This is a genomic window from Mesorhizobium sp. L2C084A000 (assembly GCF_000502875.1).
In the GTDB taxonomy this organism is placed as follows: Bacteria; Pseudomonadota; Alphaproteobacteria; order Rhizobiales; family Rhizobiaceae; genus Mesorhizobium.
On record NZ_AYWX01000002.1, the window covers coordinates 1 to 22065 of the forward strand.

Here is a 22065-nt window from a genome sequence, read left to right on the forward strand (position 1 = left end):
AGACGTGTGCTCTTCCGATCTCGTAGGATTTCGAGCCGACGATGGTGAAGCCCGGTTCGGGATGGGCGAGCTCTGCAATGCCATGCGCGGGAACCGTGCCGCATGAGTGGAAGTTTGGATCGATCAGCGGCGCCAGTGCCGGCGGCGCCTCGACGGCGGGATCGAGCGCGATGCGGATTTCGCTCAGGAACGACAGGTCTGGCCTGAAGCCGGTGGTGACGACGATGCGGTCGATGGCCAGGCTGAACGGCTTGCCACCCAGGCCGGCATCGACAACAAGCCCCTCGCCCTGCGTCTTGATGCCGTTGACGGCGAAGGGCGCCAGCATGTTCAGCCTGCCATCCGCCATCGCCTGCCTGGCAGCCAGCCCAAGCGCGCCGCGTTCCGGCAACTGGTCGTTCAGCCCGCCGCCGAGCAATCTCTCGATGCTGGCGTGGCGCAGCGCCCAGAAGATTTCGGTGCCAGGCGCCGCATCCTGCAGCTCCATCAGCGCCAGCGCGACGTTGATGGCCGAGTGCCCGCCGCCGATGACCAGGATGCGCTTGCCCGCATAGTCTTCTCTCGCCTTGCCGAGCACGTCGGGAATGCCATAGGCGATGCGTGCCGACGCCTCGCCTTCGCCGGAAACCGGCAGCCCGTCGACGCCGATCGGATTTGGCCGCCACCATGTTCCGGACGCGTCGATGACGGCGCGCGCGAGAACGCGGTGTTCGCCGCCGGCATCGCGATAGCGGATGACGAAGGGCGCGTCCTTGCGGCCATCATTGGCGACCTTGTCGTGTCCCTGACGGGTGATCGCGGTGACCTCGGCGCCGAGCTTCAAATTGGCGGCGATCGCGGGAAGCCGGCCAAGCGGCGTCAGATAATCGCGCACGATCTCGCCGCCGGTCGGCAGGCCCTGGCTGTCCGGCGCCGTCCAGCCGGAGCGGTCGAGCAGCGCCCGCGCCGCCGTATCGATGTTGTATTTCCATGGCGAAAACACCCGCACATGGCCCCAATCGAGCAGCGCCGCACCCACGCTTTCGCCGCGCTCCAGGATCAACGGACGAATGCCGCGCTCGACCAGATGCGCCGCGGCTGCCAGCCCGACCGGGCCGGCGCCGATCACCGCGACGGGAAGGTTTGCCATCATGTCCATAGGTTCGATCCTTCCGGTATGTTCGAATTATAAGTGCAAAAAAATCAAACCAGTGCTTTGCCGACGGCGGGCGCGCAGACGGCGTCAGCGCAGCACTCGTCGGCGAGATAGCCGATCAGCGCATTCATGCCGGGATAGTTGGCGCGGCAGATCAGCGTCGTCGCTTGCCGCTCCTGCGTGACAAGCCCGGTGTCGACCAGCCGTTTGAGGTGATGCGACAGCGTCGATGACGGAATGTCGAGCTTGCCCTGGACGCTGCCGACGGCAAGCCCGTCGTCACCGGCGCGCACCAGGATGCGATAGAGCTGAAGTCGCGTCGGATTGCCGAGTGCTTCAAGCTGGGCAGCTGCTTTTTCGAGTTTCATGGAAATAAACTACGCGGCACTTTTCGCGCCGTCAACTTAATTTCGAAAAATATGGAAATAACATCAGCCGGCGCGTTTGCCCGAGGCGCCTGTGATCACCTCGCCATCCTCCTTGGTGAACGCACCGATCTCCGGGTTGGGCAGGATGTCCAGCACCTTTTCCGACGGCCGTGCAAGGACGACGCCGAGCGGGCTGTCCACGATCGGCCGGTTGATAAGGATCGGATGTGCCAGCATGAAATCGACGATCTGCTCGTCGGACCATTTCGGGTCGGCAAGGCTGAGTTCGGCATAGGGGGTGCCCTTCTCGCGCAGCAGGTCTCGCGGTGTGATGCCCATCGCGGCGATCAGTTCGACTAGCCTTTGTCGCGACGGCGGCGTCTTCAGATATTCGATCACCTCCGGCTCCTCGCCCGACTGCCGGATGATGGCCAGCGTGTTGCGCGACGTGCCGCAATCGGGGTTGTGGTAGATGGTGATGGTCATTTCGAGGCCTTCCCAGTCGACATGGTATTCCGGACGGCGCCACCCTTCTCGTACCAGCCCTTGCTGCGGTTCACGATCCACACCACCGACAGCATGACCGGAACCTCGATGAGCACCCCGACCACGGTGGCAAGAGCCGCGCCCGAATTCAGCCCGAACAGCGCGATCGCGGCGGCCACCGCCAGCTCGAAGAAGTTCGACGCGCCGATCAGCGCCGATGGTCCAGCCACGCAGTGCCGCTCGCCGCTGAGGCGGTTGAGCAGATAGGCAAGACCGGAGTTGAAATAGACCTGGATCAGGATCGGCACTGCCAGCAGCACGATCACCAGCGGCTGCGCAATGATCTGCTCGCCCTGGAAGCCGAACAGCAGTACCAGCGTCGCCAGCAAGGCAATCAGCGACAAGGGCTGCAGCGTGGCAAGCAGGGCATCGAGCCCGACCTGTCCCCTCGCTGCCAGCAGCCGGCCACGAACTAACTGCGCGACGATCACCGGCGCGACGATGTAGAGTGCGACCGACAGCATCAGCGTGCCCCATGGCACGGTGATCGCCGACAGGCCGAGCAGCAGGCCGACGATGGGGGCGAAAGCGACGATCATGATCGCGTCGTTGAGCGCCACTTGCGAAAGCGTGAAATTCGGCTCGCCGCGCGTCAGGTTCGACCAGACGAAAACCATCGCCGTGCAGGGCGCCGCGGCAAGGATGATCAGCCCGGCAATGTAGGAATCGATCTGCACGGCGGGCAGCCATGGCCGGAACAGCCAGCCGATGAAGAGCCAGCCCAGCAGCGCCATCGAGAACGGCTTCACCGCCCAGTTGATGAACAGCGTCACGCCGATGCCGCGCCAATAGGTGCCGACCCTGGCCAGCGAGGCGAAATCGACGCGCAAGAGCATCGGCACGATCATCAGCCAGATCAGCACGGCGACAGGAATGTTGACCCTGGCGATCTCGGCCGACGCGATGGCTCCGAACACGCCCGGCAGCAGATGGCCAAGCGCGATGCCCGTGACGATGCACAGTACAACCCACACCGTCAGATATTTCTCGACGAAGCCGATGCCGGGCCGCACCGCCACAGCTGCGTTCAAAGCATGATCGGTCATGATGGCTTTCCTTGTTCGAACGGCGCGCGGCGGACAGTCACAAGCCCCTCAGCAGTCACAGGTCACGGCATTGATGACGGGACGGCAGAGCTCCGGCGCGCCATTGCAGCAATCTTCCATCAGATAGGCCAGCAGGTCGCGCAAGCCGGTCATATCGGCGACATAGCGCACGGTCCTTCCGTCGCGTTCGGGACGGATCAGCCCGGCATGGGCGAGCACCTTCAGATGCGCCGACATGGTGTTCTGGACCGTGTCGAGCCTCGTTGCGATCTCGCCCGCCGGGATACCTTCCGGACCGGCACGCACGAGCAGCCGGAAGACATCCAGCCGCGTCTCCTGGCCAAGTGCGGCCAGCGCATTCAAAGTGCTTTTCTTATCCATATATCCGAATCCTTGGATTTATGGATATCGGCTTCCCAGCGATCTGTAAAGAGTGTCCGCCGCCATCATGTGACGGCAAGCACCTTTCCCGTATCGTGCTGGCGCACGAAGTCGACGCGGGCGCCGTCCCAGTGGTAGCTGTAGTGGCGGCCCTGGACTGGAATGGTGATCGCGTCGGGCCAGAAGATGCCGATGCAGCCGCCGCCCGGCATGCGCACGCTGTTCCACACCAGCCCGTCGCTGCCTGCTGCCCGCAGCGCCCGCCCTTCCGCCTGCGAGGCGGAATAGTCGTCCGGGTCGAGCACGCCGGGCACGGCGTTGACATCATCGAGGTCGCGGTCGACGCTGCCGATCAGCACGCGGAAATCCGCCGTCCAGCCCGGCCCCTCGTTGGTGGCACGCATGAATTTCTGATGGTGGTGGATGGTCTCGGCCAGCGCCACCTCCTCGCTGTCGCCCGCATAGTAGATGCCGTAGCTGCCATCCGAGAAGCGTCCCGGCCGCAGCGTCGAACAGTGCACGAAGGGCGCCATCACGAAGCTGGCGCCGGGGCCGGAAACCCGCCTTGCGGCCGACACCTTGCCGAGGTCGCCGATCTCGAACCTTATGCGCGGGTTGGTCTTCGCCTCGACCGAGGCCAACGCCTCCCAGTCGCGCGGATCGGCAATGTCCTCGAACAGGTCGATCGGCGGGTGGATAGAGCGGATGATGCGGAAGGTCTGGTGCCAATGGACGCCGCGCCGGACCGCAAGCCCACTCACCATGCACCACGCTCCGCATCGAGCCATTCGCGCATCGCCGAGAGATCGGAAATTTCGCCGCGCAGCATCAGATCGAGGGCCGACTGGCCGCCGAAGGCGGTATTGGGCTTGCGTATCCAGGCATAGCCGCGCGCCGGGTCCGTGAACAGATAGCGCAGGCCCTTATGGATGCCCATCAGATGCGCCAAGCGGGTGCGCAGGTCGCGGTCGATCCTGCCGACGCCGCCTTCCTTCGCCCCAGTCTTCCAACGCGCCCAGGTCCGCGCCGACATGCCGCCGAGCAGGATGCAGGCCTCCAGGTCGGTGAGATTCCAGGCCTTGAACAGATTGACCGTGGTGCGCGCCAGCGCGCCAGCTTCTTCATCCGAGATAGCGGCTCCGACCGTGGCCGGCGTGGTGACGATGGACTGAAGCTGCATTTTGTGCCTCGCTGTTGGCAGACATATAGCATGTATTTGCCAATTGGCAAGATAAGTTAAACCGCATCTGATGGGAAGAGGATGGCGGGACGTGGCAGGGTTTGGGTTCCTCGCCCCCACGGAAGTGGGGGAGAGGTGGCTCGGGGAAGCCGAGACGGAGCGGGGGCGGCGCGGCCTTAGGTGATTTAGAGGGAACTTGCCAGCGTCGCAGCCCCCTCTCCGACCGCTTCGCGGCCACCTCTCCCCCGCTTTGCGGGGGCGAGGAACCCAAGTCCTGAAAGTCGCCGCCAGTACCCCGTCTACTCTGCCGCCTCATACCCTGCGATGCCCTTGATCTCGAGGAAATCCTCGAGCCCGTATTCGGCATATTCGCGGCCATTGCCCGACTGCTTGTAGCCGCCGAACGGCAGGCCGGCGTCCCACTGCGGATAATTGATGTAGACATTACCGGTGCGCATGCGCGCCGCGACTTCGCGCGCCTTCTTCATGTCCTTGGCCTGGATGTAGGAAGCGAGGCCATAGACGGTGTCGTTGGCGGTCTCGACCACCTCGTCGACGCTGTCATAGGGCATGATCGCCAGCACCGGCCCAAAGATCTCCTCGCGCGCGATGCGCATGTCGTGGGTGACGTCCGCGAACACCGTCGGCCTGACATAGTAGCCGCGGTTAAGCTCGGCCGGCCGGCCTGGGCCGCCCGCTACCAGCGTCGCACCTTCATCGATGCCGGCCTGGATCAGGTCCTGGATCTTGTCGAACTGAACCTGGCTGACGACCGGGCCGAGCTTGGTGCCGGCGGCGTCAGCGGGGCCGACGGTGAACTTTTCCGCAGCCGCCTTGGCATAGCCGGCCGCCTCTTCATGGCGGTCGCGCGGCACGAACATGCGCGTCGGCGCGTTGCAGGACTGGCCGCTGTTGCTGAAGCAGCCGGCGACGCCCTTGCTGACGGCGCTTGCGAGGTCGACATCCCCGAACAGGATGTTGGCCGACTTGCCGCCAAGCTCCTGATGCACGCGCTTGACCGTGTCGGCGGCGGCCTTGGCCACCAGGATGCCGGCACGGGTCGAGCCGGTGAACGACACCATGTCGATGTCGGGATGGCTGGACAGCGCCTGGCCGACGCCGGGACCGTCGCCATTGACGAGGTTGAAGACGCCCTTCGGCACGCCGGCCTCGTCCAGGATTTCGGCGAAGATGATGGCGTCGAGCGGCGCGATCTCGGAGGGCTTCAGCACCATCGTGCAGCCAGCAGCAAGCGCCGGACCGACCTTGCAGGTGATCTGGTTGAGCGGCCAGTTCCACGGCGTGATCAGCCCGACGACGCCGATCGGCTCCTTGACCACCAGATGGTTGCCCTTCACGTGGCGGAATTCGAAAGTCTTCAGCGTCTCGGCCATTTTGGTCAGATGCGCCAGCCCAATGCCGACCTGGCTGTCCAACGCCATCTGGCGCGGCGCGCCCATCTCGCGTGACACAGCGACGGCAAGATCGCCACTGCGCTTCTTGTAGACCGCGATGATGCGGTTCAGCAGGTCGAGCCGCTCACCAACCTCTGTAAAACCAAAGCTGTTGAAGGCGCGCTTGGCGGCAGCCACCGCCTTGTCGACATCGGCCTTGGAGCCTAGCGAAATCTGCGCAAAGGCGTCCTCATTCGAGGGATCTATGACGTCCAATGTGTTGGGCACAACAGGATCGACCCACGCGCCATCGATATAGAATTGCAGATTGTGTGACATGGTTTTCTCCTTGGCCGCATGGCCGCGCCGGGCCGTCATATCTGGCTGGAGATAACGATGCACAAACGCCGCTGTCAAACGCAACCCCCGAAGTCGTTGAGCCAGTGCGGCAGTGATTGAGCCAGAGCGGTTGGGCCAGCGAGTAGTGGTGAGGATGGACTACAGCAAGATATGCCCGGCCTCGACCAGAAACCGCCTCGCGGCGGCCTGATCCGTCGCTTTCACCAACAGATGGTCACCATCGAAAGTGGACACCAGGAAGATGCCCAACCCGTTTTCCGACAACGGCCTGATAACCGACAGCACGATACCGGTTTCATCGAAGGCAAACGGGCCCTCGAGTTTGAAGGCCACCCAGTCGATATCCTGCTTGACGGCATGCGGCACGCGGTCCTGCAAGCAAACGATCGAAAGCTCGTCGTCAGTCCTTGTGATGCTGACGAAGCCTGGCCCGTCCGCCCAACCGGGAATGATCTCGCCCGCCTCCAGCCGGGAAACCGCGTAAAGCCCTAGGAGTTGCTTAAGCCTGACCCTGGCAGCCATTATCGAACTCCTTCGTCAGATTGCCGGTAATCCCGCGAGCCTCTTGCTCATATAGACCGTCATGCCGCCCATGAACGGCTCTTCCCGATCGATGACATAGCCCTGCCTCTTGTAGAGCGACACATTCGCCTCGAAGGCGCCATTGGTCAGCAGGCGAAGCTCGGCACGTCCTGCTTCGATTGCCTTGCGCTCGGCCAGCTCCAGCAACAGCCGGCCAATCCCTCTCCCCTGCGCATCCGGTGCCACGCAGACATTCTCGATCCAGAGGTGATCTGCGGCCAGGATGGTTTCGATCATCCCGACAATGCCGCCATCCTCGACGGCGAGATCGAACGGATGCTCGGCAACAGCCTTGTCGTAGTCGGCGCGCATAGGCAGCGGCTCGCGGCCGATCACCGGCACCCATTTGACATAGGCGGCACGAACGATATCCCGGATCGCGGTGGCGTCAGCGGGCTCGGCGGGCCGAAGCCGGATAGAAGAATTGGTGGTCATCAAAGTGCTCCAGATATGAAAANGGATCTATCCTGCCGGTCTTTGTCGTCGCGCAATCAGTCTGCCGCTCCGCACTGTGCAGGTGCGGCGTCGCTTGGTGTTGGTGGGCGCGAGGACGAACATGGCGCCAAGCTGGAACATGATGCGTGGCGCTGTCAAGGCGGCTGCTCGATCGGTAATGTCTCATGTCATGGAATCGCTGCGGGCCTTGCGATAAACGGCAATTGATCGATGGACAAAATATGACCGGAACGCTGAACAAGGGTGCGGATGGTTGCCATCCTGAACCTGGCCTATTTCGGGATCGAGTTTGCCGTAGCCGTCTGGATCGGATCGGCATCGCTGTTCGCGGACAGCATCGATTTTCTGGAGGACGCATCCGACAATCACCGCCGCCGACGGCCGGCTTTCGCCGTCGAGATGCAGGGACGCGCGGCAAGCAACAATTACTGGGCCAGTTTCTCCCTCCCCGCGCAACACAGCCTGACCGCGCCTTCGGGAATCGTTGCCCCCGGCGGCCGGTGGCGGCGCAATGCCCGGCCAATGGAACACCCTCCATCCCCGTCGCCGATATCCACACAAATCCGGCGGACCCGGCCCGGCCTTGGCGGCGGACGGCGCGGACGGGAATCTATCAGCCGCATCTGGTGGACGACGACCAGCGGAGCAACGACCGCGGCATGTTCTAGGCGGCGCGCCGGCAGGCGATGTCGCATCTGGACTGCACCCGCAGTCGTTCTATCTTTTTGCTCGACCCAGACCAAGCACCGGAGCCATCGCCGTGACCGTTACCGACCTCTATCGAGGCTACATCGCCTGCCTCAACAATCAGGATTGGCAAAATCTGCATCGCTTCGTCCATGACGAGGTCCACTACAATGGCGACCGCGTCAGGCTGGCGGGGTACCGCGAAATGCTGGAGCGCGATTTTCGGGAGATCCCAGACCTCTATTTCGACATCCAACTGCAAATCGCCGAACCGCCGTTCATAGCCAGCCGGCTCCAGTTCAACTGCACGCCGAAGGGAACCTTCTTCGGCCTGCCCATCAACGGCCGGAAGATCTCCTTCAGTGAGAACGTCTTCTATGAATTCCTCGACGACACAATCAGGAACGTCTGGTCGGTGATCGACAAGGCGGCGATCGAAGCGCAGCTTTAATCCAGGTCGGCCAGAAGATGACGCACAGCCAATGCCCGACCGATCGTTCGTAAAAACCGATCATTATGACGAAAATAATTCGTTGGAAAGATTATTTGAGGAATGACATTCTCCCCGCGTACTCGCCTGGAGCATTGCATTGTCTTCCGTTTCCCACTTCGCGAACGATATTCCGAAAAGCGCTTTTCCTGCTGATCTGACACCAAGGCGGAAATCCCTCAACTGGAATGGCATCGTCCCCGGCGTCGTCCTTGTCACGATGATCACGGCTGTTGCCTTCTCGGCCCGCAATGTCTCCGGCGTCGCCTTGTTCAGCCCGATGATCCTGGCCGTCGTTGCCGGCATGATCCACTCCAACGTGCTCGGCACACCGGTGCACGCCAAAGCCGGTATCGCATTCTCGCAAAAGCGCCTGTTGCGCTTCGCCATCGTGCTGCTCGGCTTCCAGCTGACGCTCGGCCAAGTCGTCTCGATCGGCGCCGGCGGCGTCGGCATTGTCGCGGCCACGCTTGGTGCCACCTTCGTTTTCACCATCACGCTCGGTCGGCTGATCGGCGTCGACGCCAAGCTGGCGCAGCTGATCGCCGCCGGCACCTCGATCTGCGGCGCCTCGGCTATCGTCGCCACCAACATCGTCACCGATGCGCGCGACGAGGACGTCACCTACGCCGTCGCCTCGATCACCTTGTTCGGCACCGTCGCCATGCTCGGCTTCCCGCTCATGGCGCCCATGCTCGGCCTCGACCAGCACGCTTTCGGCCTGTGGGCAGGCGCCTCGATCCATGAAGTGGCGCAAGTCATCGGCGCCGGCTTCCAGAACGGCACCCAGTCCGGCGAGATCGCCACCGTCGCCAAGCTGACCCGCGTCGCCATGCTGGCGCCGATGGTCGTCGCGCTCGGCCTGATGGCGCGCCGCAGGAGCAGCAGTGAGGTGGCGGCGCGGCCGCCCATGCCGTGGTTCGTCGCCGCCTTCGTCGCCATCGTGGCGCTGAACAGCCTCGTCACCGTGCCGGCCGAGGTGAAATCGGCAATGGCGCTCGCCACCACCATCATGCTGACCATGGGGCTGGCCGCCATGGGCCTGCAGGCCGACATCTCGCAGTTGCGCTCACGCGGCCTGCGCCCCTTGGCGCTCGCCTTCTCGGCCTTCCTGTTCATCGGCTGCTTCAGCCTGCTGCTGGTGAAATTCGCCTAGTCTAAACCGGGCCTAGTCCTCGAACGAACTCGCCGCGGCATAGATCGCCGCCAGCGTCTCGATGCCGGCCTGGTCGGCCTTGTCGAAGCGGCCGGGCAGCGGGCTGTCGAGATCGAGCACGCCGAAGACGCCTTCATCGTCCTCGAGCAGCACCACCAGTTCCGAGCGCGAGTCGGCATCGCAGGCGATGTGGCCGGGAAAATCATGCACGTCCTTGATCAGCATCGAGGTGCCGAGTTCGACCGCCGTTCCGCACACGCCCTTGCCGACGGCGATGCGCATACAGGCCGGCTTGCCCTGGAACGGCCCGAGCACCATTTCCTCGTCCGACTGCAGGAAATAGAACCCGGCCCAGTTGAGGTCCGGCACCATCTGGAAGATGAGTGCTGCGGTGTTGGCGGCGTTGGCGATCGAATCGCGCTCGCCGTCGAGCAGCGCCTTAAGCTGAGTGGCGAGGTCGCGGTAGAACGCGGCCTTGTCTGAGGTGTCGATGGCCTTGGCCGCAAACATGAACGTGTCTCCGTATCGAGGATAGCTGTTCGTCCGATCGCTTGCCAAAGTCGGCGAGCTCCGCGACCAGACGGCCGCCCGCACAGTCTAGCGTGGATTGCGTCCCCTCCGAAAGCCGCAAGATCAGGGGTGCCTCCCGGCGCTGAGCCGGACGGCAAGGCAGCTATGCGTAAACTTTGCGATCATCTTGAGAATCATGACGGCCCCGATCGGGGCCGTCATTCACCTCTCAAAGAGATCGGACAAGTCCCGGGTTTTAGTAGCCGCCCATACCGCCGCCGCCCGCCGGGGCAGCGTCTTTCGGCGGGATGTCGGTGATCATCGCTTCGGCGGTGATCAGAAGGGCTGCGATCGAACCGGCATCCTGCAGTGCGGTGCGCACCACTTTCGCCGGATCGACGATGCCTGCCTTGATCATGTCGACATAGACCTCGTTCTGGGCGTCAAAACCCTGATTGTGGTCCTTGCTGTCGGTGAGCTTGCCGACGACGATCGAGCCTTCAACGCCGGAATTCTCGGCGATCTGGCGGATCGGCGCTTCGAGCGCCCGCAGCACGATCGTGATGCCGGCCGTGACATCGGCATTGGCGCCGGTCAGGCCGCCAAGCACCGAGCGGGCACGCAGCAGAGCCACGCCGCCGCCGGGCACGATGCCTTCTTCAACCGCCGCGCGGGTGGCGTTCAGCGCATCGTCGATGCGGTCCTTCTTTTCCTTGACTTCCGACTCGGTGACGCCGCCGACGCGGATGACGGCAACGCCGCCGGCGAGCTTGGCCAGTCGCTCCTGCAGCTTCTCCTTGTCGTAGTCGGAGGTCGTCTCTTCGATCTGGCCCTTGATCTGGGCGACACGCGCCTGGATCGTCGCCTTGGTGCCGGCACCGTCGATGATCGTGGTGGTGTCTTTCTCGATCAGCACACGCTTGGCGCGGCCGAGCATCTCGATGGTGACGTTTTCAAGCTTGATGCCGAGGTCCTCGGAGATCATCTGGCCTGATGTCAGCACGGCGATGTCTTCCAGCATCGCCTTGCGGCGATCGCCGAAGCCCGGCGCCTTGACGGCCGCGACCTTGAGGCCGCCGCGCAGCTTGTTGACGACCAGCGTCGCCAGAGCCTCGCCCTCGACGTCCTCGGAGATGATCAGCAGCGGCCTGCCGCTCTGCACCACCGCTTCGAGGATCGGCAGCATCGCCTGCAGATTGCCGAGCTTCTTCTCGTGGATGAGGATGTAGGGCTCTTCCAGCTCGACGCGCATCTTGTCGGCATTGGTGACGAAATAGGGCGAGAGATAGCCGCGGTCGAACTGCATGCCTTCGACGACGTCGAGTTCGGTCTCTGCGGTCTTGGCTTCCTCGACTGTGATGACGCCGTCATTGCCGACCTTGTCCATCGCCTTGGCGATCATCTCGCCGACGCTGGCATCGCCATTGGCGGCGATGGTGCCGACCTGTGCGATCTCGGCCGACGACTTGACCTTCTTGGCGCGCGCCTGGATTTCCTTGACCACGGCGGAAACCGCCTGGTCGATGCCGCGCTTCAAATCCATGGGGTTCATGCCGGCGGCGACCAGCTTGGCGCCTTCGCGCAGGATCGAGGCGGCCAGCACCGTGGCGGTGGTGGTGCCGTCACCGGCGAGGTCGTTGGTCTTCGAGGCCACTTCGCGCACCATCTGGGCGCCCATGTTCTCGAACTTGTCGGCAAGCTCGATTTCCTTGGCGACGGTGACGCCGTCCTTGGTGATGCGCGGCGCGCCATAGGCCTTGTCGATGATGACGTTGCGGCCCTTGGGGCCGAGCGTGACCTTCACCGCATTGGTGAGGATCTCGACGCCGCGTAGCATGCGGTCGCGCGCATCGGTGGAGAATTTGATTTCCTTGGCAGACATGATTTTTATCCAGTTCGTTCGGAGAAAATGAGGTCAGGCAGCTTTCTTGGCGGCCACGGTCTTGTCGGTTGCAGCCGTCTCGCCCTTGTCGATGATCCCGGTCTCGCTCTTGTCGATGACGCCCATGATGTCGGCTTCCTTCATGATCAGAAGGTCCTCGCCGTCGATCTTGACCTCGGTGCCCGACCATTTGCCGAACAGGATGAAGTCGCCGGCTTTGACGTCGAGCGGAACAAGCGCGCCGTTTTCGTCGCGTGCGCCAGGCCCGACGGCGATGACTTCGCCCTCCTGCGGCTTTTCCTTGGCAGTGTCGGGGATGATGATCCCGCCCTTGGATTTGATATCGCCTTCGGCGCGACGAATGACGACGCGGTCGTGGAGTGGCCGAAATTTCATGGGAACTTTCTTTCTGGGGCCGGCACAGGCGGCCACGCCCCTCCTCTATAGACGCGTTGGCACTCGATAGATAGGAGTGCCAAAAATTATTCGCGGACCATATTAAATATTCAAAAGTATTATTTCAGCTGGCCGTTTCGTGATATCCGCAGAATGTCAAATAATTCAAAAGATTGAATTTTGCCGATCGAGTGCCTATTTATCGGACAAGTTCACTTTCACGATTTCAGGCACAAGGGAGATTTCTTCGATGGCCGAAGGCAATCAGACGATCATGGAAAAAGCTGAAGCCCGCTTTGTCGACAAGCAGAAGAAGACAGCGGAGAAAAACAAGGCGACCGCCGAATATATGTCCGAGGCAAGAGCCAGGGAAATCAAGACGGCAAGGCTGAGGGAGCTTCGGCTGGCCAAGGAAGAGGCCGATCGTGTCGCCGAGGCCCTCAATCCGACGCCGAAGAAGAAGCGGGTGACCAAGAAAGCCACGGAGGCCAAGACATGAGCCTCACCTTTCCCAACCGCAGCCGCAGCTATGACGAAGCGGGCCAGCGCATTCGTTTCGTTGGCCATGACGGCATGTTCCAGATCTCGTTTTCCGTCGCTGCCGACGCCATGGCCAAGATGCGGCCGGGCACAGCTGCCGACGAAGCCGGTTATCTCCAGACATTCGACACCGAGAGCAGCGCCATCCGCGAGGTGGCGTCGAAGGCCTATGACCGCACCCGCAAGAGCATGTATGTGCTGACGGCGGCCGATTTCGGCTGAAATGGCGGCGAGTTGGCGCTGACCGCGATCAGGTCTTGCGCTCGGCCCTTTCGCGGCGTCTGACGTCGCGGACATTCATCTGCACGACCATGTCCTCGGCCTCGCGCGGCCCCATCCCGACCATCACCTTTTGCCGGACAACCGCAGGCTGGCCGGTGAAGACATCGATGATGCTCCAGCTCTGGGGAAGCTCCATGCGCAGCGTGTAGCGGTTGGCCATGGCGGTCAGCCTTGCATCGTGAAAAACACGGCGCCCAGGATCAGCACCGTCCAGGCGACGACCGACAGTTTCAGCACCATGCCGCCATGCACGGCCAGAAGCTTCCGCAGGTGCGGCACACCTGCCGACGAGACCGGTGCCGCCGCCAAGGCGACAGGGGCCTTGAGGCCAAGTTTTCCAAAGACGGGCAGCAGCGACGGTTCACGCACGAAAGGCCTCGAATGTCAGGGAAAAGCGAAGCAAGAACGCTCGCACCCCTTCCATAGCACTTTTTTCGCGAGCGCCTGCATGCCAAATTCAAGACAGGACTGCTTTGACGGCCAGTCCCTACTGCATTCGCAACACACAATCTATTCGTGGGAACTGACTGCGCCCGGGGCAGATTGGGACGCCAAATTTTGGAGGCCTCGCCTCGGGATCGAACCGAGGCTTCAGAGATTTGCCGTCTCCAGCGTAGCCGCTCCGCCACGAGGCCATGGCTGTGAAGTAGCGGCCAAATATTTACGGAAAGGTTAATCCCGAGGGATTGTTCAGAATTTTCGGGGTCGAGTTTCAGAGCGTTCGCCAGCCAACCTTGCCGGGTCTCGCTTCCGGCGCAGAGTTGAAATCCTTCACGCCCCAAGCGGCAGCCCGCCCCGTCTCGACCGAGGGCCTCCAGCACTGCGACTGACGTTCTTCCCCTGAGCTACGCGCTTCCGAGGCTGCTTTTACCCCGCGTTGCATTTCGGAGGAGAGGAGCGGAGGCCAACCAACTTTTCCCCTTGAACAGCGATTCGATCTGGCTTAGCTTCATCTGAGAAAAGGTTTTCTCAAACAATCGTCGTCGGGCTCGGCCACCTGCCGGGCCTTATCCGGCTCGGCAAGAGAAAACCTTTTCCCAACCAAGGATCTCGGCGCGATGCCATCGGACGATCTGCCTGTTCCGGTCTTTTCCAAGCCAGTCACCTTGCGTGACGTGGCCGCCCAGGCCGGAGTCAGCGTCGCCACCGCATCCAAGGCGCTCAACGGCCAGGGCCGGATGACAGCCGAGACGCGCGAACGCATTCGCGAGACCGCCCGGCGGCTTGGCTTCCGACCCAACAGCCTGGCGCAAAGCCTGCTCCGGCGCCGTAGCTTCACCGTCGGCCTGCTCACCAACGATACCTATGGCCGCTTCTCGCTGCCGTTGATGTCGGGCATTTCGGACGCGCTGGTCGACAATGGCGTCTCGGTGTTCCTGTGCAATGTCGAGGAGGATCCGCGGCTGGGCCAGATGCATGTCGACGCCATGCTCGACAAGCGCGTGGACGGCATCATCGCCACCGGCAAGCGCATCGATCGCCATCTCCCCGTCGACCTCTCCAATCTGCGCGTCCCGGTGATCTATGCCTTCACGCAGCCAGATCCCGACGCCGTCGCTTTCGTCTCGGACGATGTTGGCGGCGCCCGGCTGGCCGTCGAGCATTTCTGCCGGCTGGGCCGCAAGCGCATCGCCCACGTCACCGGGCCGGCGAGCTTTGCCGTGGTGCACGCGCGCGTCCAGGCTTACCGCGACGTGCTCGTCGAAAACGGCCTGACGGTCAGCGAGCCGCTGCTCGGCTCCTGGTCGGAAGCCTGGGGTCACCAGGCGGTTGCGCAACTGTTCGACGGCAAAAGCGAAAGGCCGGACGCGGTCTTCTGCGGCAACGACCAGATCGCGCGCGGCGTCATTGATGCTCTGCGCGAACGCGGCCTCGACGTACCCGGCGATATCGGCGTCATCGGTTTCGACAATTGGGAGATCGTGGCCGAGGCGACGCGTCCGCCGCTGACCTCCATCGACATGAACCTGGTTGCTCTCGGGCGCGAGGCCGGGCTGACCCTGCTTTCGCTGGTCGGCGGCAAGCCCGCCGCGCCGGGCATTCGAAAACTGCCGTGCCGGCTGGTGGTGCGGCAGTCATGCGGCCATCCGCTGGATGGCTGAAACCAAGCGCCGCGCAGTCGGCGCCAAGCCGCGGAGCGCGGCCAACCCTGGAGGAGGAGAACATGAGGAACCTTATTGCCAAACTGGCCCTGGCCGCTGCCGTTCTGGGTGGCGGCATCGGTGCCGCGGCCGCCGAGACGGCCAACATCTGGGTGCGCGCCGACGGCTCGAATTTCATGCCGAGGATCGTCGACGCCTACAACAAGGCGCACACCAACCAGGTCAAGCTCGACATCATCCCCAATGCCGAGATCATCCCGAAATATGGTGCCTCCGCGGCCGGCGGCACCGCGCCCGACGCGCTGTCGCTCGACCTGATCTACACGCCCTCCTTCGCCGCCGCCGGCCAGCTGGAGGACATCACCGACTGGGCCAAGTCCCTGCCCTATTTCTCGAGCCTGTCGCCTGCGCATGTGAAGACCGGCACCTACAAGGACCACATTTACGGGCTGCCGTTCTCCGCCGACGCCTCGGTGCTGATCTGGAACAAGAAACTGTTCAAGCAGGCTGGCCTCGACCCTGAAAAAGGCCCTGCCAACTGGGCCGAGATCGCGACCGACGCCGAGAAAGTCAACGCGCTCGGCGGCAACATCAAGGGCTTCTACTTCTCCGGCAATTGCGGCGGCTGCAACATCTTCACCTTCACGCCGCTGATCTGGGCGTCGGGTGGCGACATCCTCTCGGAGGACGGCTCGAAAGCGACGCTGGACAGCCCGCAGCTGCGCGGCGCCATCGATCTCTACCGCTCGATGGTCAAGAAAGACCTGGTCCCGGCAGGTGCGCAGACCGACACCGGCGCCAACTTCTTTGCCGCCTTCGCCGCCGGCAATATCGGCATCTCGCCGTCCGGCGCCTTCGCCATCGGCGCGCTCAACACCCAGTATCCCGATGTCGACTACGGCGTCACCTTCCTGCCGGGCAAGGACAGCGGCTGGTCGTCCTTTGCCGGCGGCGACAATTTCGTCGTCACCAAGGGCACCACGAAACTGCCCGTGGTGAAGGAGTTCCTCGATTTCGCCTATTCGCTCGAGGGCCAGACCATCCTCGCCAAATACGGCAGCCTGCCGGTGCGCGGCGACATCGCCAAGGAGGCACTGAAGGACCTCGATCCACGCTATCAGATCGCCGCCGAGGCTATGGCCAAGGGCAAGACACCCTATTCGGTGGTGTTCAACGACCTGATCAACTCCGCCAACGGGCCGTGGACGCAGATGATCAACGAGGTCTTCTTCGGCGACGATGTCGATGGCGCCATAGCCAACGCACAAGAGACGATGCAGTCGATCATCGACCAGGCGCCGCAAAAATAGCGGCGGCCTACCCGGCCACCCGCCCGTCTCCCTGGGCGGGTGGCCGGCGCGTTCTTTACCCTCCCTCTTGTGGCGAGGGTCGCTGCAAAGCAGCGGGGTGGGGGCAGCGCCAGTACCCCCACCCGGACCTTCGGTCCGACCTCCCCACAAGGGGGAGGTGGGGCGGCCAACTGTATCCGACGGAAGAACAGGCACGGCATGAGCTCTATCACAACCGCAGCAACCCCTGCCCCGCCCCGCGCCCGCAGGGTCGCCAGCCGCCAACAATGGATCGGCCTGCTCTATGTCGCGCCGGCTGTCGCGCTGGTCGTCGTCTTCTTCCTGATCCCGCTCGGCATGACGGCGTGGATGTCGCTGCACAATTGGCCGCTGATGGGCGAGCACAGTTATATCGGCCTCGGCAACTACGTCGCCATCCTACGCGACACCAGGTTCTGGAACGCGCTGCGCTTCACCGCCTACTACACCGTGATCGTCACCATCGCGATCTTCGTGGTGGCCTTTCCGCTGGCGCTGTTCGTCGAAAGGCCGCGGCCGCTGACCAATCTCTACCGCACCATGTTCTTCATGCCGGCGGTTGTCGGTTTCGCCTCGGCCAGCCTGCTCTGGTCGTGGCTGTTGAACGTCGATTCCGGCCTGTTCAGCCCGGCCGCCTATGACCTCGGCCTGATCGACAGGAAGTTCAACCTTCTGGCCACCTTCCAGCCGGCCTTCTGGTCGATCATCGCCATGGTCGTCTGGAAGGTCGCCGGCTTCACCATGATCATCCTGATGGCCGGCCTGCAATCGATCCCGCAGGATCTGCAGGAGGCCGCAGTCATTGACGGTGCCGGTCCGTTCGCCAGGTTCCGGGCGATCACCTTGCCGCTGATGCGTCGTACGCTGGCGCTGGCGCTGATCCTGTCGGTCGCCGGCTCGATCCTCGCCTTCGACCAGTTCTACATCATCCTGCGCGGCGGCCCGCGCAACCAGACGCTGACGGCGGTCTATTGGATCTTCAACCAGTCCTTCGTGTCGTTCAAGCTCGGCTATGGCGCGGCACTTTCCATGGTGCTGCTGGTCATCCTGGTGGCGCTCAGCCTCGTCCAGCTATGGTTGTTGCGCAAACCCGAGGGTCTCGACTGATGGCGCAGGCCGCCTCCCGTAGCCGCCGGCTCCTGAGCCGCGTCGCAGAGCATTCGACCGGCATCATCGCCTCGGTGCTGTTTGCCGCGCCGATCGTCTGGGCGGTGCTGTCGGCGTTCAAGCCGGCGGCCGAAGCGCGCCTGCCGCCGCTGCCGCCCTGGCCGACGACAGGCTTCTCGCTGGAGAACTACGCCACGCTCAACAGCTTCGGCGAAGGGCTGTGGGTCTCGGCGCAAAACAGCATCTATGTCTCGGTGATGACGGTGGTGCTGTCGGTCGCCGTCAGCGTGCTGGCCGGCTACGGCTTTTCGCGGTTCCGGTTTCCGTTCAAGGACCTGTTCTTCATCCTCATCCTGTCGACGATCATGATCCCGTTCCAGTCGATCCTGACGCCGATCTTCCTGGTGCTGACCAAGCTTGGCCTGCACAACACCCTGACCGGCCTGGTCGGCGTCTATGTGACGCTGCAACTGCCGTTCTCGATCTTCATGATGCGCAACGCCTTCGACGCCGTGCCGCGCGAAATCGAGGAGGCCGCCCGCATGGACGGTGCCAGCAATCTCACAATGCTTTTGAAGGTGATGCTGCCGCTGGTCTGGCCGGGCGTCGTCACCATCGCCCTGTTTGCCTTCCTCGGCGCCTGGAACGAATTCCTCGCCGCCCTCGTGCTGATGACCGACCAATCCAAGTTCACGCTGCCGGTGATGATGACCGCACTGCAGTCGGGCCGCTTCGGCGCCATCGACTGGGGCGCGGTGCAGGCTGGCGTCACCGTGATGATGGTGCCGTGCCTGATCCTGTTCCTGGCGCTGCAGCGCTTCTACATCCGCGGCCTGATGGCCGGGGCCGTCAAATAGACAGACCGAATGGAGTAAGTTTCATGACCGCATCGCCATCCGCAAAAACCGGAAAACCGAAGCTCGCCTTCCGCCCGCTGCCGGTGCCGCAGGTCGACGTGCACGGCTTCTGGGGCGACCGCGCCGACGCTGTCGCCACACGCACCGCCGACATCCTCTACGAGCGCTGCGTCGAGGCCCGCATGCTGGAGCAGATCGATCCGGACCGCCCCTCGCCCGGCATAGTCATCCCCTTTCACTCGCCCTCTCCCGACGAAGCCGATCGCCAGGGCGCGGAATTCACCGGATCGACGGTGACCACGCAGATGTTCTGGGATTCCGATCTCGGCAAGACGATCGAGACCGCGGCCTATTCGCTTTACCGGCGCAAGAACCCCGAACTGGAGAAGAAGATCGATGCCGTCATCGACATGTATGGCAAGCTGCAGCAGGAGGACGGCTATCTCTCGAGCTGGTATCAGCGCATCCAGCCCGGCAAGCGCTGGACCAATCTGCGCGACTGCCACGAGCTCTATTGCGCCGGCCACCTGATCGAGGGCGCGGTCGCCTATTACCAGGCGACGGGAAAACGCAAGCTGCTCGACATCATGTGCCGCTATGCCGACCATATCGCGTCGGTGCTCGGCCCCGAGCCCGGCAAGAAGAAGGGCTATTGCGGTCATGAGGAGATCGAGCTGGCACTGGTCAAGCTGGCGCGGGTGACCGGCGAGCGGAAATACATGGAGCTGGCCAAATACTTCATCGACCAGCGCGGGCAGCAGCCACATTATTTCGACGAGGAGGCCCGCGCCCGCGGCGCCGACCCGAAGGCCTATCATTTCAAGACCTATGAATACAGCCAGTCACACATCCCGGTGCGCGAACAGGACAAGGTCGTCGGCCATGCGGTCAGAGCGATGTACCTCTATTCGGGCATGGCCGACATCGCCACCGAATATGGCGACGACACGCTGCGGTCGACACTCGACCTTCTGTGGGACGATCTCACCACCAAGAGCCTCTATATCACTGGCGGACTGGGACCATCGGCGCACAATGAGGGGTTCACCAGCGACTACGACCTGCCCAACGAGAGCGCCTATGCCGAGACCTGTGCAGCGGTGGGCCTGGTGTTCTGGGCCAGCCGCATGCTTGGCATGGGGCCGAACGCGCGCTACGCCGACATGATGGAACGCGCCCTCTACAACGGTTCGATCTCGGGCCTGTCGCTCGACGGCTCGCTGTTTTTCTACGAGAATCCATTGGAAAGCCGGGGCAAGCACAACAGGTGGAAATGGCACCGCTGCCCGTGCTGCCCACCCAATATCGGGCGCATGGTCGCCTCGATCGGCAGCTATTTCTACAGCCTGGCCGACGATGCGTTGGCCATCCACCTCTATGGCGACTCGACCGCCCGTTTCGACATATCGGGCGTCCCGGTCAGCCTGACGCAGACGAGCAGGTATCCCTGGGACGGCGCCGTCGAGATCGCGCTCGAACCGCAGGCGCCGGTCGAATTCACCTTGCACCTGCGCATTCCCGCCTGGAGCGCCAGTGCCCAGTTGAAGGTGAACCGCGAAGCCATCAAGCTGGCTGAAATCACCAGCGACGGCTACGCCGCGATCAAGCGGACATGGAAAAAGGGCGACAATGTCCGGCTCGATCTCGAAATGCCGATCGAGCGGCTCTATGCCAACCCGCAGGTGCGCCAGGATGCGGGCCGCGTCGCGCTGTCGCGCGGTCCGCTGATTTATTGCGTCGAGGCATCAGACAATGACAGCCAGCCGCATCGCCTGACGCTGCCGCGGACGGCCACCATCGAAGCGCAGCACCGGCCGGAACTTCTCGGCGGTGTGGTGACGCTGTCGACCGCGGCACTTGCCGATGTCCCCGACGGCTGGCAGGACGGGCTCTACAGGCCCGAGCCGCCGACCACCGCCGAGACGCGCCTGACCGCCATTCCCTATTTCGCCTGGGACAACCGCGAGCCCGGCGAAATGCTGGTGTGGCTCAGGGACGGCTGAACGAGGTCGGTCTATGGGCGATGACCGATCCAAGCTCAGCCGCGGTCGATGCCGCAGTTTCGGGCTTTCGGTCCATATAGCGCAGACGCAGGCGCAGGAATGGCGCCTCGACGCAGGTGTAGCTGAGATAGCCGATCGGGATCGTCGCCACGAAGCACAATGCGGACCAGAGGCATGCGACGTAGAAATTGCTGATGCTCATGACATTCGTGTCTATGAACGCCGCCAATTGCATGACGAAGAACAGGTGCAGAAGATAGATCGAATAGCTGTAGGCCCCCGCCTTCTCCAGTATCCTGAACGGCGGGCTTGTTCGCTTTTTCGAAAAGCTCGTGTCGTAGTAGGCGATGCCGAATGAATAGGCTGCCGCCTCCAGGGTCGGCAGGATGATCCATATCCAATGAGGCGACGGATAGCGGCCCAGTTGGTAAAATCCGCCGGCTGCATCGAACCACCAGAAGAACCCCGAAAAAGCCATGAGAACGGCCAGCGCCAGCCAGTGTTGGTTCTTCGCGTGGGCACGCAGGTGGAAGGCAAGAATGCCGGCCAGGAACTGATCCGCATGGCCTATGATGGTTACGGACGCCGCCGACTGCACTTCGCCGATCTGCACATACAGGACGGACCTCAGCACAATGGCTGCCGCGATGAACAGCAAGGGCGCGAACACAAACCGCCTGGATGCCATCAGCAAGAACGGCAGCAACAGGTAGAAGTGCGCTTCGATCGTTACCGACCAGCCGCCATTCGGGAGGGTGGGAAAAAGAAACCCCAATCCGACGCCCGTGAAATACCCGTCGAGGGACTGTCCGGCCAGGTACCTGCGGCAAGCCTCGATACATATCACGACCAGCAGAAGCGGAAGCAGCCTGAGGGCCCTGTTGGCAAAGAAGGGCAGATAGTTGATCTGCTTTCCATCGAGCAGCTTGGCGAACAGGTACCCGGAAAGCGCCATGAACAGGGAAACGCCAGTATGCCCTTCATCCAGAACGCTGAAGAGGGGAAGAGCCGGCACGAAGTCATAAGGCACCGGGCCTTCAGGAGACGCATGAAGGAAATGCCAGGAAAAGACAAGAAAGGCCGCCAGGCCACGAACATGATCCAGCGCTGGGTAATGCTCTCCGGTCGAGGATTTCATGATTTGCCCACGCGCACCGTTTCCTGCGCCGGTGTTCAGGTCATCGTTGGGCCAGAACTGTTTTCAATTCATTAAACCCTCACTGCGGAGACTTCCAAAATCAGAGATTTGCTTCGAAAAGTGCTGTGGCCTGCAAACA

Annotated in this window: 24 protein-coding genes, 1 tRNA gene and 1 pseudogene; 10 read left to right on the forward strand and 16 right to left on the reverse strand. The window is 62.8% G+C overall.

Annotated elements, in window-relative coordinates:
- Window positions 1-1182: 1182 nt before the first annotated feature.
- The 9 genes from X735_RS161200 to X735_RS161160 all read right to left on the reverse strand — a co-directional run bounded on the left by X735_RS161200 (window position 1183) and on the right by X735_RS161160 (window position 7427).
- Window positions 1183-1503, reverse strand: a complete 321-nt coding sequence (locus tag X735_RS161200; protein ID WP_023809325.1) for a metalloregulator ArsR/SmtB family transcription factor — start codon at window positions 1501-1503, stop codon at window positions 1183-1185.
- 63 nt (window positions 1504-1566) lie between these two features.
- Complete coding sequence (gene arsC / locus X735_RS161195) at window positions 1567-1989, reverse strand: arsenate reductase (glutaredoxin) (protein WP_023809326.1); 423 nt, start codon at window positions 1987-1989, stop codon at window positions 1567-1569.
- Window positions 1986-3050 carry an ACR3 family arsenite efflux transporter gene (arsB, locus tag X735_RS161190; protein ID WP_032908875.1) on the reverse strand — a complete coding sequence of 355 codons (1065 nt, stop codon included), beginning with the start codon at window positions 3048-3050 and terminating at the stop codon, window positions 1986-1988. Before arsB ends, arsC begins: the two co-directional genes overlap by 4 nt.
- 93 nt (window positions 3051-3143) lie before the next feature.
- Complete coding sequence (locus X735_RS161185) at window positions 3144-3476, reverse strand: metalloregulator ArsR/SmtB family transcription factor (protein ID WP_023809328.1); 333 nt, start codon at window positions 3474-3476, stop codon at window positions 3144-3146.
- A 65-nt stretch (window positions 3477-3541) separates the two neighbouring features.
- Window positions 3542-4240, reverse strand: coding sequence for an RES family NAD+ phosphorylase (locus tag X735_RS161180; protein WP_023809329.1), 699 nt, complete (start codon window positions 4238-4240; stop codon window positions 3542-3544).
- On the reverse strand, window positions 4234-4656 hold the full coding sequence (locus tag X735_RS161175; RefSeq protein WP_023809330.1) for an MbcA/ParS/Xre antitoxin family protein: 423 nt from the start codon (window positions 4654-4656) through the stop codon (window positions 4234-4236). The genes X735_RS161180 and X735_RS161175 overlap by 7 nt, the downstream gene beginning before the upstream one ends.
- Window positions 4657-4955: 299 nt before the next feature.
- Window positions 4956-6389, reverse strand: coding sequence for an aldehyde dehydrogenase family protein (locus X735_RS161170; RefSeq protein ID WP_023809331.1), 1434 nt, complete (start codon window positions 6387-6389; stop codon window positions 4956-4958).
- Between the two features lie 159 nt (window positions 6390-6548).
- Window positions 6549-6932, reverse strand: coding sequence for an ACT domain-containing protein (locus X735_RS161165; RefSeq protein WP_023809332.1), 384 nt, complete (start codon window positions 6930-6932; stop codon window positions 6549-6551).
- Between the two features lie 15 nt (window positions 6933-6947).
- Window positions 6948-7427 carry a GNAT family N-acetyltransferase gene (locus X735_RS161160; protein ID WP_023809333.1) on the reverse strand — a complete coding sequence of 160 codons (480 nt, stop codon included), beginning with the start codon at window positions 7425-7427 and terminating at the stop codon, window positions 6948-6950.
- A 270-nt stretch (window positions 7428-7697) separates the two neighbouring features.
- On the opposite strand from X735_RS161160, the pseudogene X735_RS1000000169625 reads away from it, so the two are divergent.
- From X735_RS1000000169625 to X735_RS161150, 3 genes and pseudogenes are all read left to right on the forward strand, one after another.
- Window positions 7698-7814 (forward strand): annotated as a pseudogene (locus X735_RS1000000169625) (cation transporter); the annotation flags it as partial.
- A gap of 394 nt (window positions 7815-8208) precedes the next feature.
- Window positions 8209-8586 carry an ester cyclase gene (locus tag X735_RS161155; RefSeq protein WP_023809335.1) on the forward strand — a complete coding sequence of 126 codons (378 nt, stop codon included), beginning with the start codon at window positions 8209-8211 and terminating at the stop codon, window positions 8584-8586.
- A gap of 139 nt (window positions 8587-8725) precedes the next feature.
- Window positions 8726-9781: a YeiH family protein gene (locus X735_RS161150; protein WP_023809336.1), complete on the forward strand. Its 1056-nt coding sequence runs from the start codon at window positions 8726-8728 to the stop codon at window positions 9779-9781.
- 12 nt (window positions 9782-9793) lie between these two features.
- Here the strand turns inward: X735_RS161150 and X735_RS161145 are convergent, their stop codons facing one another.
- From X735_RS161145 to X735_RS0133635, 3 genes are all read right to left on the reverse strand, one after another.
- Entirely contained in the window at window positions 9794-10291 is a 498-nt protein-coding gene (locus X735_RS161145) for a GAF domain-containing protein (protein ID WP_023809337.1), read from the reverse strand.
- A 256-nt stretch (window positions 10292-10547) separates the two neighbouring features.
- A complete protein-coding gene (gene groL / locus X735_RS161140) occupies window positions 10548-12173 on the reverse strand; it encodes a chaperonin GroEL (protein WP_023809339.1) in 1626 nt (541 codons plus the stop codon).
- Window positions 12174-12206: 33 nt separating this feature from the next.
- A complete protein-coding gene (locus X735_RS0133635) occupies window positions 12207-12569 on the reverse strand; it encodes a co-chaperone GroES (RefSeq protein WP_023809340.1) in 363 nt (120 codons plus the stop codon).
- Between the two features lie 250 nt (window positions 12570-12819).
- Here X735_RS0133635 and X735_RS161135 point away from each other — a divergent pair, with 250 nt between their 5' ends.
- Together X735_RS161135 and X735_RS161130 are read left to right on the forward strand one after the other, a co-directional pair.
- Entirely contained in the window at window positions 12820-13068 is a 249-nt protein-coding gene (locus tag X735_RS161135) for a hypothetical protein (protein ID WP_023760015.1), read from the forward strand.
- Window positions 13065-13331, forward strand: coding sequence for a DUF1488 domain-containing protein (locus X735_RS161130; protein WP_023809341.1), 267 nt, complete (start codon window positions 13065-13067; stop codon window positions 13329-13331). The genes X735_RS161135 and X735_RS161130 overlap by 4 nt, the downstream gene beginning before the upstream one ends.
- A gap of 28 nt (window positions 13332-13359) precedes the next feature.
- Here the strand turns inward: X735_RS161130 and X735_RS161125 are convergent, their stop codons facing one another.
- The 3 genes from X735_RS161125 to X735_RS1000000168595 form a co-directional block, all read right to left on the reverse strand.
- Window positions 13360-13551: a hypothetical protein gene (locus X735_RS161125; protein ID WP_023809342.1), complete on the reverse strand. Its 192-nt coding sequence runs from the start codon at window positions 13549-13551 to the stop codon at window positions 13360-13362.
- A 5-nt stretch (window positions 13552-13556) separates the two neighbouring features.
- Complete coding sequence (locus X735_RS161120) at window positions 13557-13760, reverse strand: hypothetical protein (RefSeq protein ID WP_023809343.1); 204 nt, start codon at window positions 13758-13760, stop codon at window positions 13557-13559.
- Between the two features lie 190 nt (window positions 13761-13950).
- Window positions 13951-14026, reverse strand: a tRNA-Cys gene (locus tag X735_RS1000000168595).
- 423 nt (window positions 14027-14449) lie between these two features.
- On the opposite strand from X735_RS1000000168595, the gene X735_RS161115 reads away from it, so the two are divergent.
- From X735_RS161115 to X735_RS161095, 5 genes are all read left to right on the forward strand, one after another.
- Window positions 14450-15493 (forward strand): LacI family DNA-binding transcriptional regulator, encoded by a 1044-nt coding sequence (locus tag X735_RS161115; RefSeq protein ID WP_023809344.1) that lies wholly within the window; start codon window positions 14450-14452, stop codon window positions 15491-15493.
- Between the two features lie 62 nt (window positions 15494-15555).
- The gene (locus X735_RS161110; RefSeq protein WP_023809345.1) at window positions 15556-16803 is read left to right on the forward strand and encodes a sugar ABC transporter substrate-binding protein; all 1248 of its coding nucleotides are present in this window, start codon (window positions 15556-15558) and stop codon (window positions 16801-16803) included.
- Between the two features lie 198 nt (window positions 16804-17001).
- A complete protein-coding gene (locus X735_RS161105) occupies window positions 17002-17928 on the forward strand; it encodes a sugar ABC transporter permease (protein ID WP_023809346.1) in 927 nt (308 codons plus the stop codon).
- Window positions 17928-18785, forward strand: coding sequence for a carbohydrate ABC transporter permease (locus tag X735_RS161100; RefSeq protein ID WP_023809347.1), 858 nt, complete (start codon window positions 17928-17930; stop codon window positions 18783-18785). The genes X735_RS161105 and X735_RS161100 overlap by 1 nt, the downstream gene beginning before the upstream one ends.
- Window positions 18786-18808: 23 nt before the next feature.
- Window positions 18809-20788, forward strand: coding sequence for a glycoside hydrolase family 127 protein (locus tag X735_RS161095; RefSeq protein ID WP_023809348.1), 1980 nt, complete (start codon window positions 18809-18811; stop codon window positions 20786-20788).
- On the opposite strand, the gene X735_RS161090 is transcribed toward X735_RS161095, so the two are convergent.
- The gene (locus X735_RS161090) at window positions 20775-21926 is read right to left on the reverse strand and encodes an acyltransferase (protein ID WP_023809349.1); all 1152 of its coding nucleotides are present in this window, start codon (window positions 21924-21926) and stop codon (window positions 20775-20777) included. The genes X735_RS161095 and X735_RS161090 overlap by 14 nt on opposite strands.
- Between the last annotated feature and the right edge of the window lie 139 nt (window positions 21927-22065).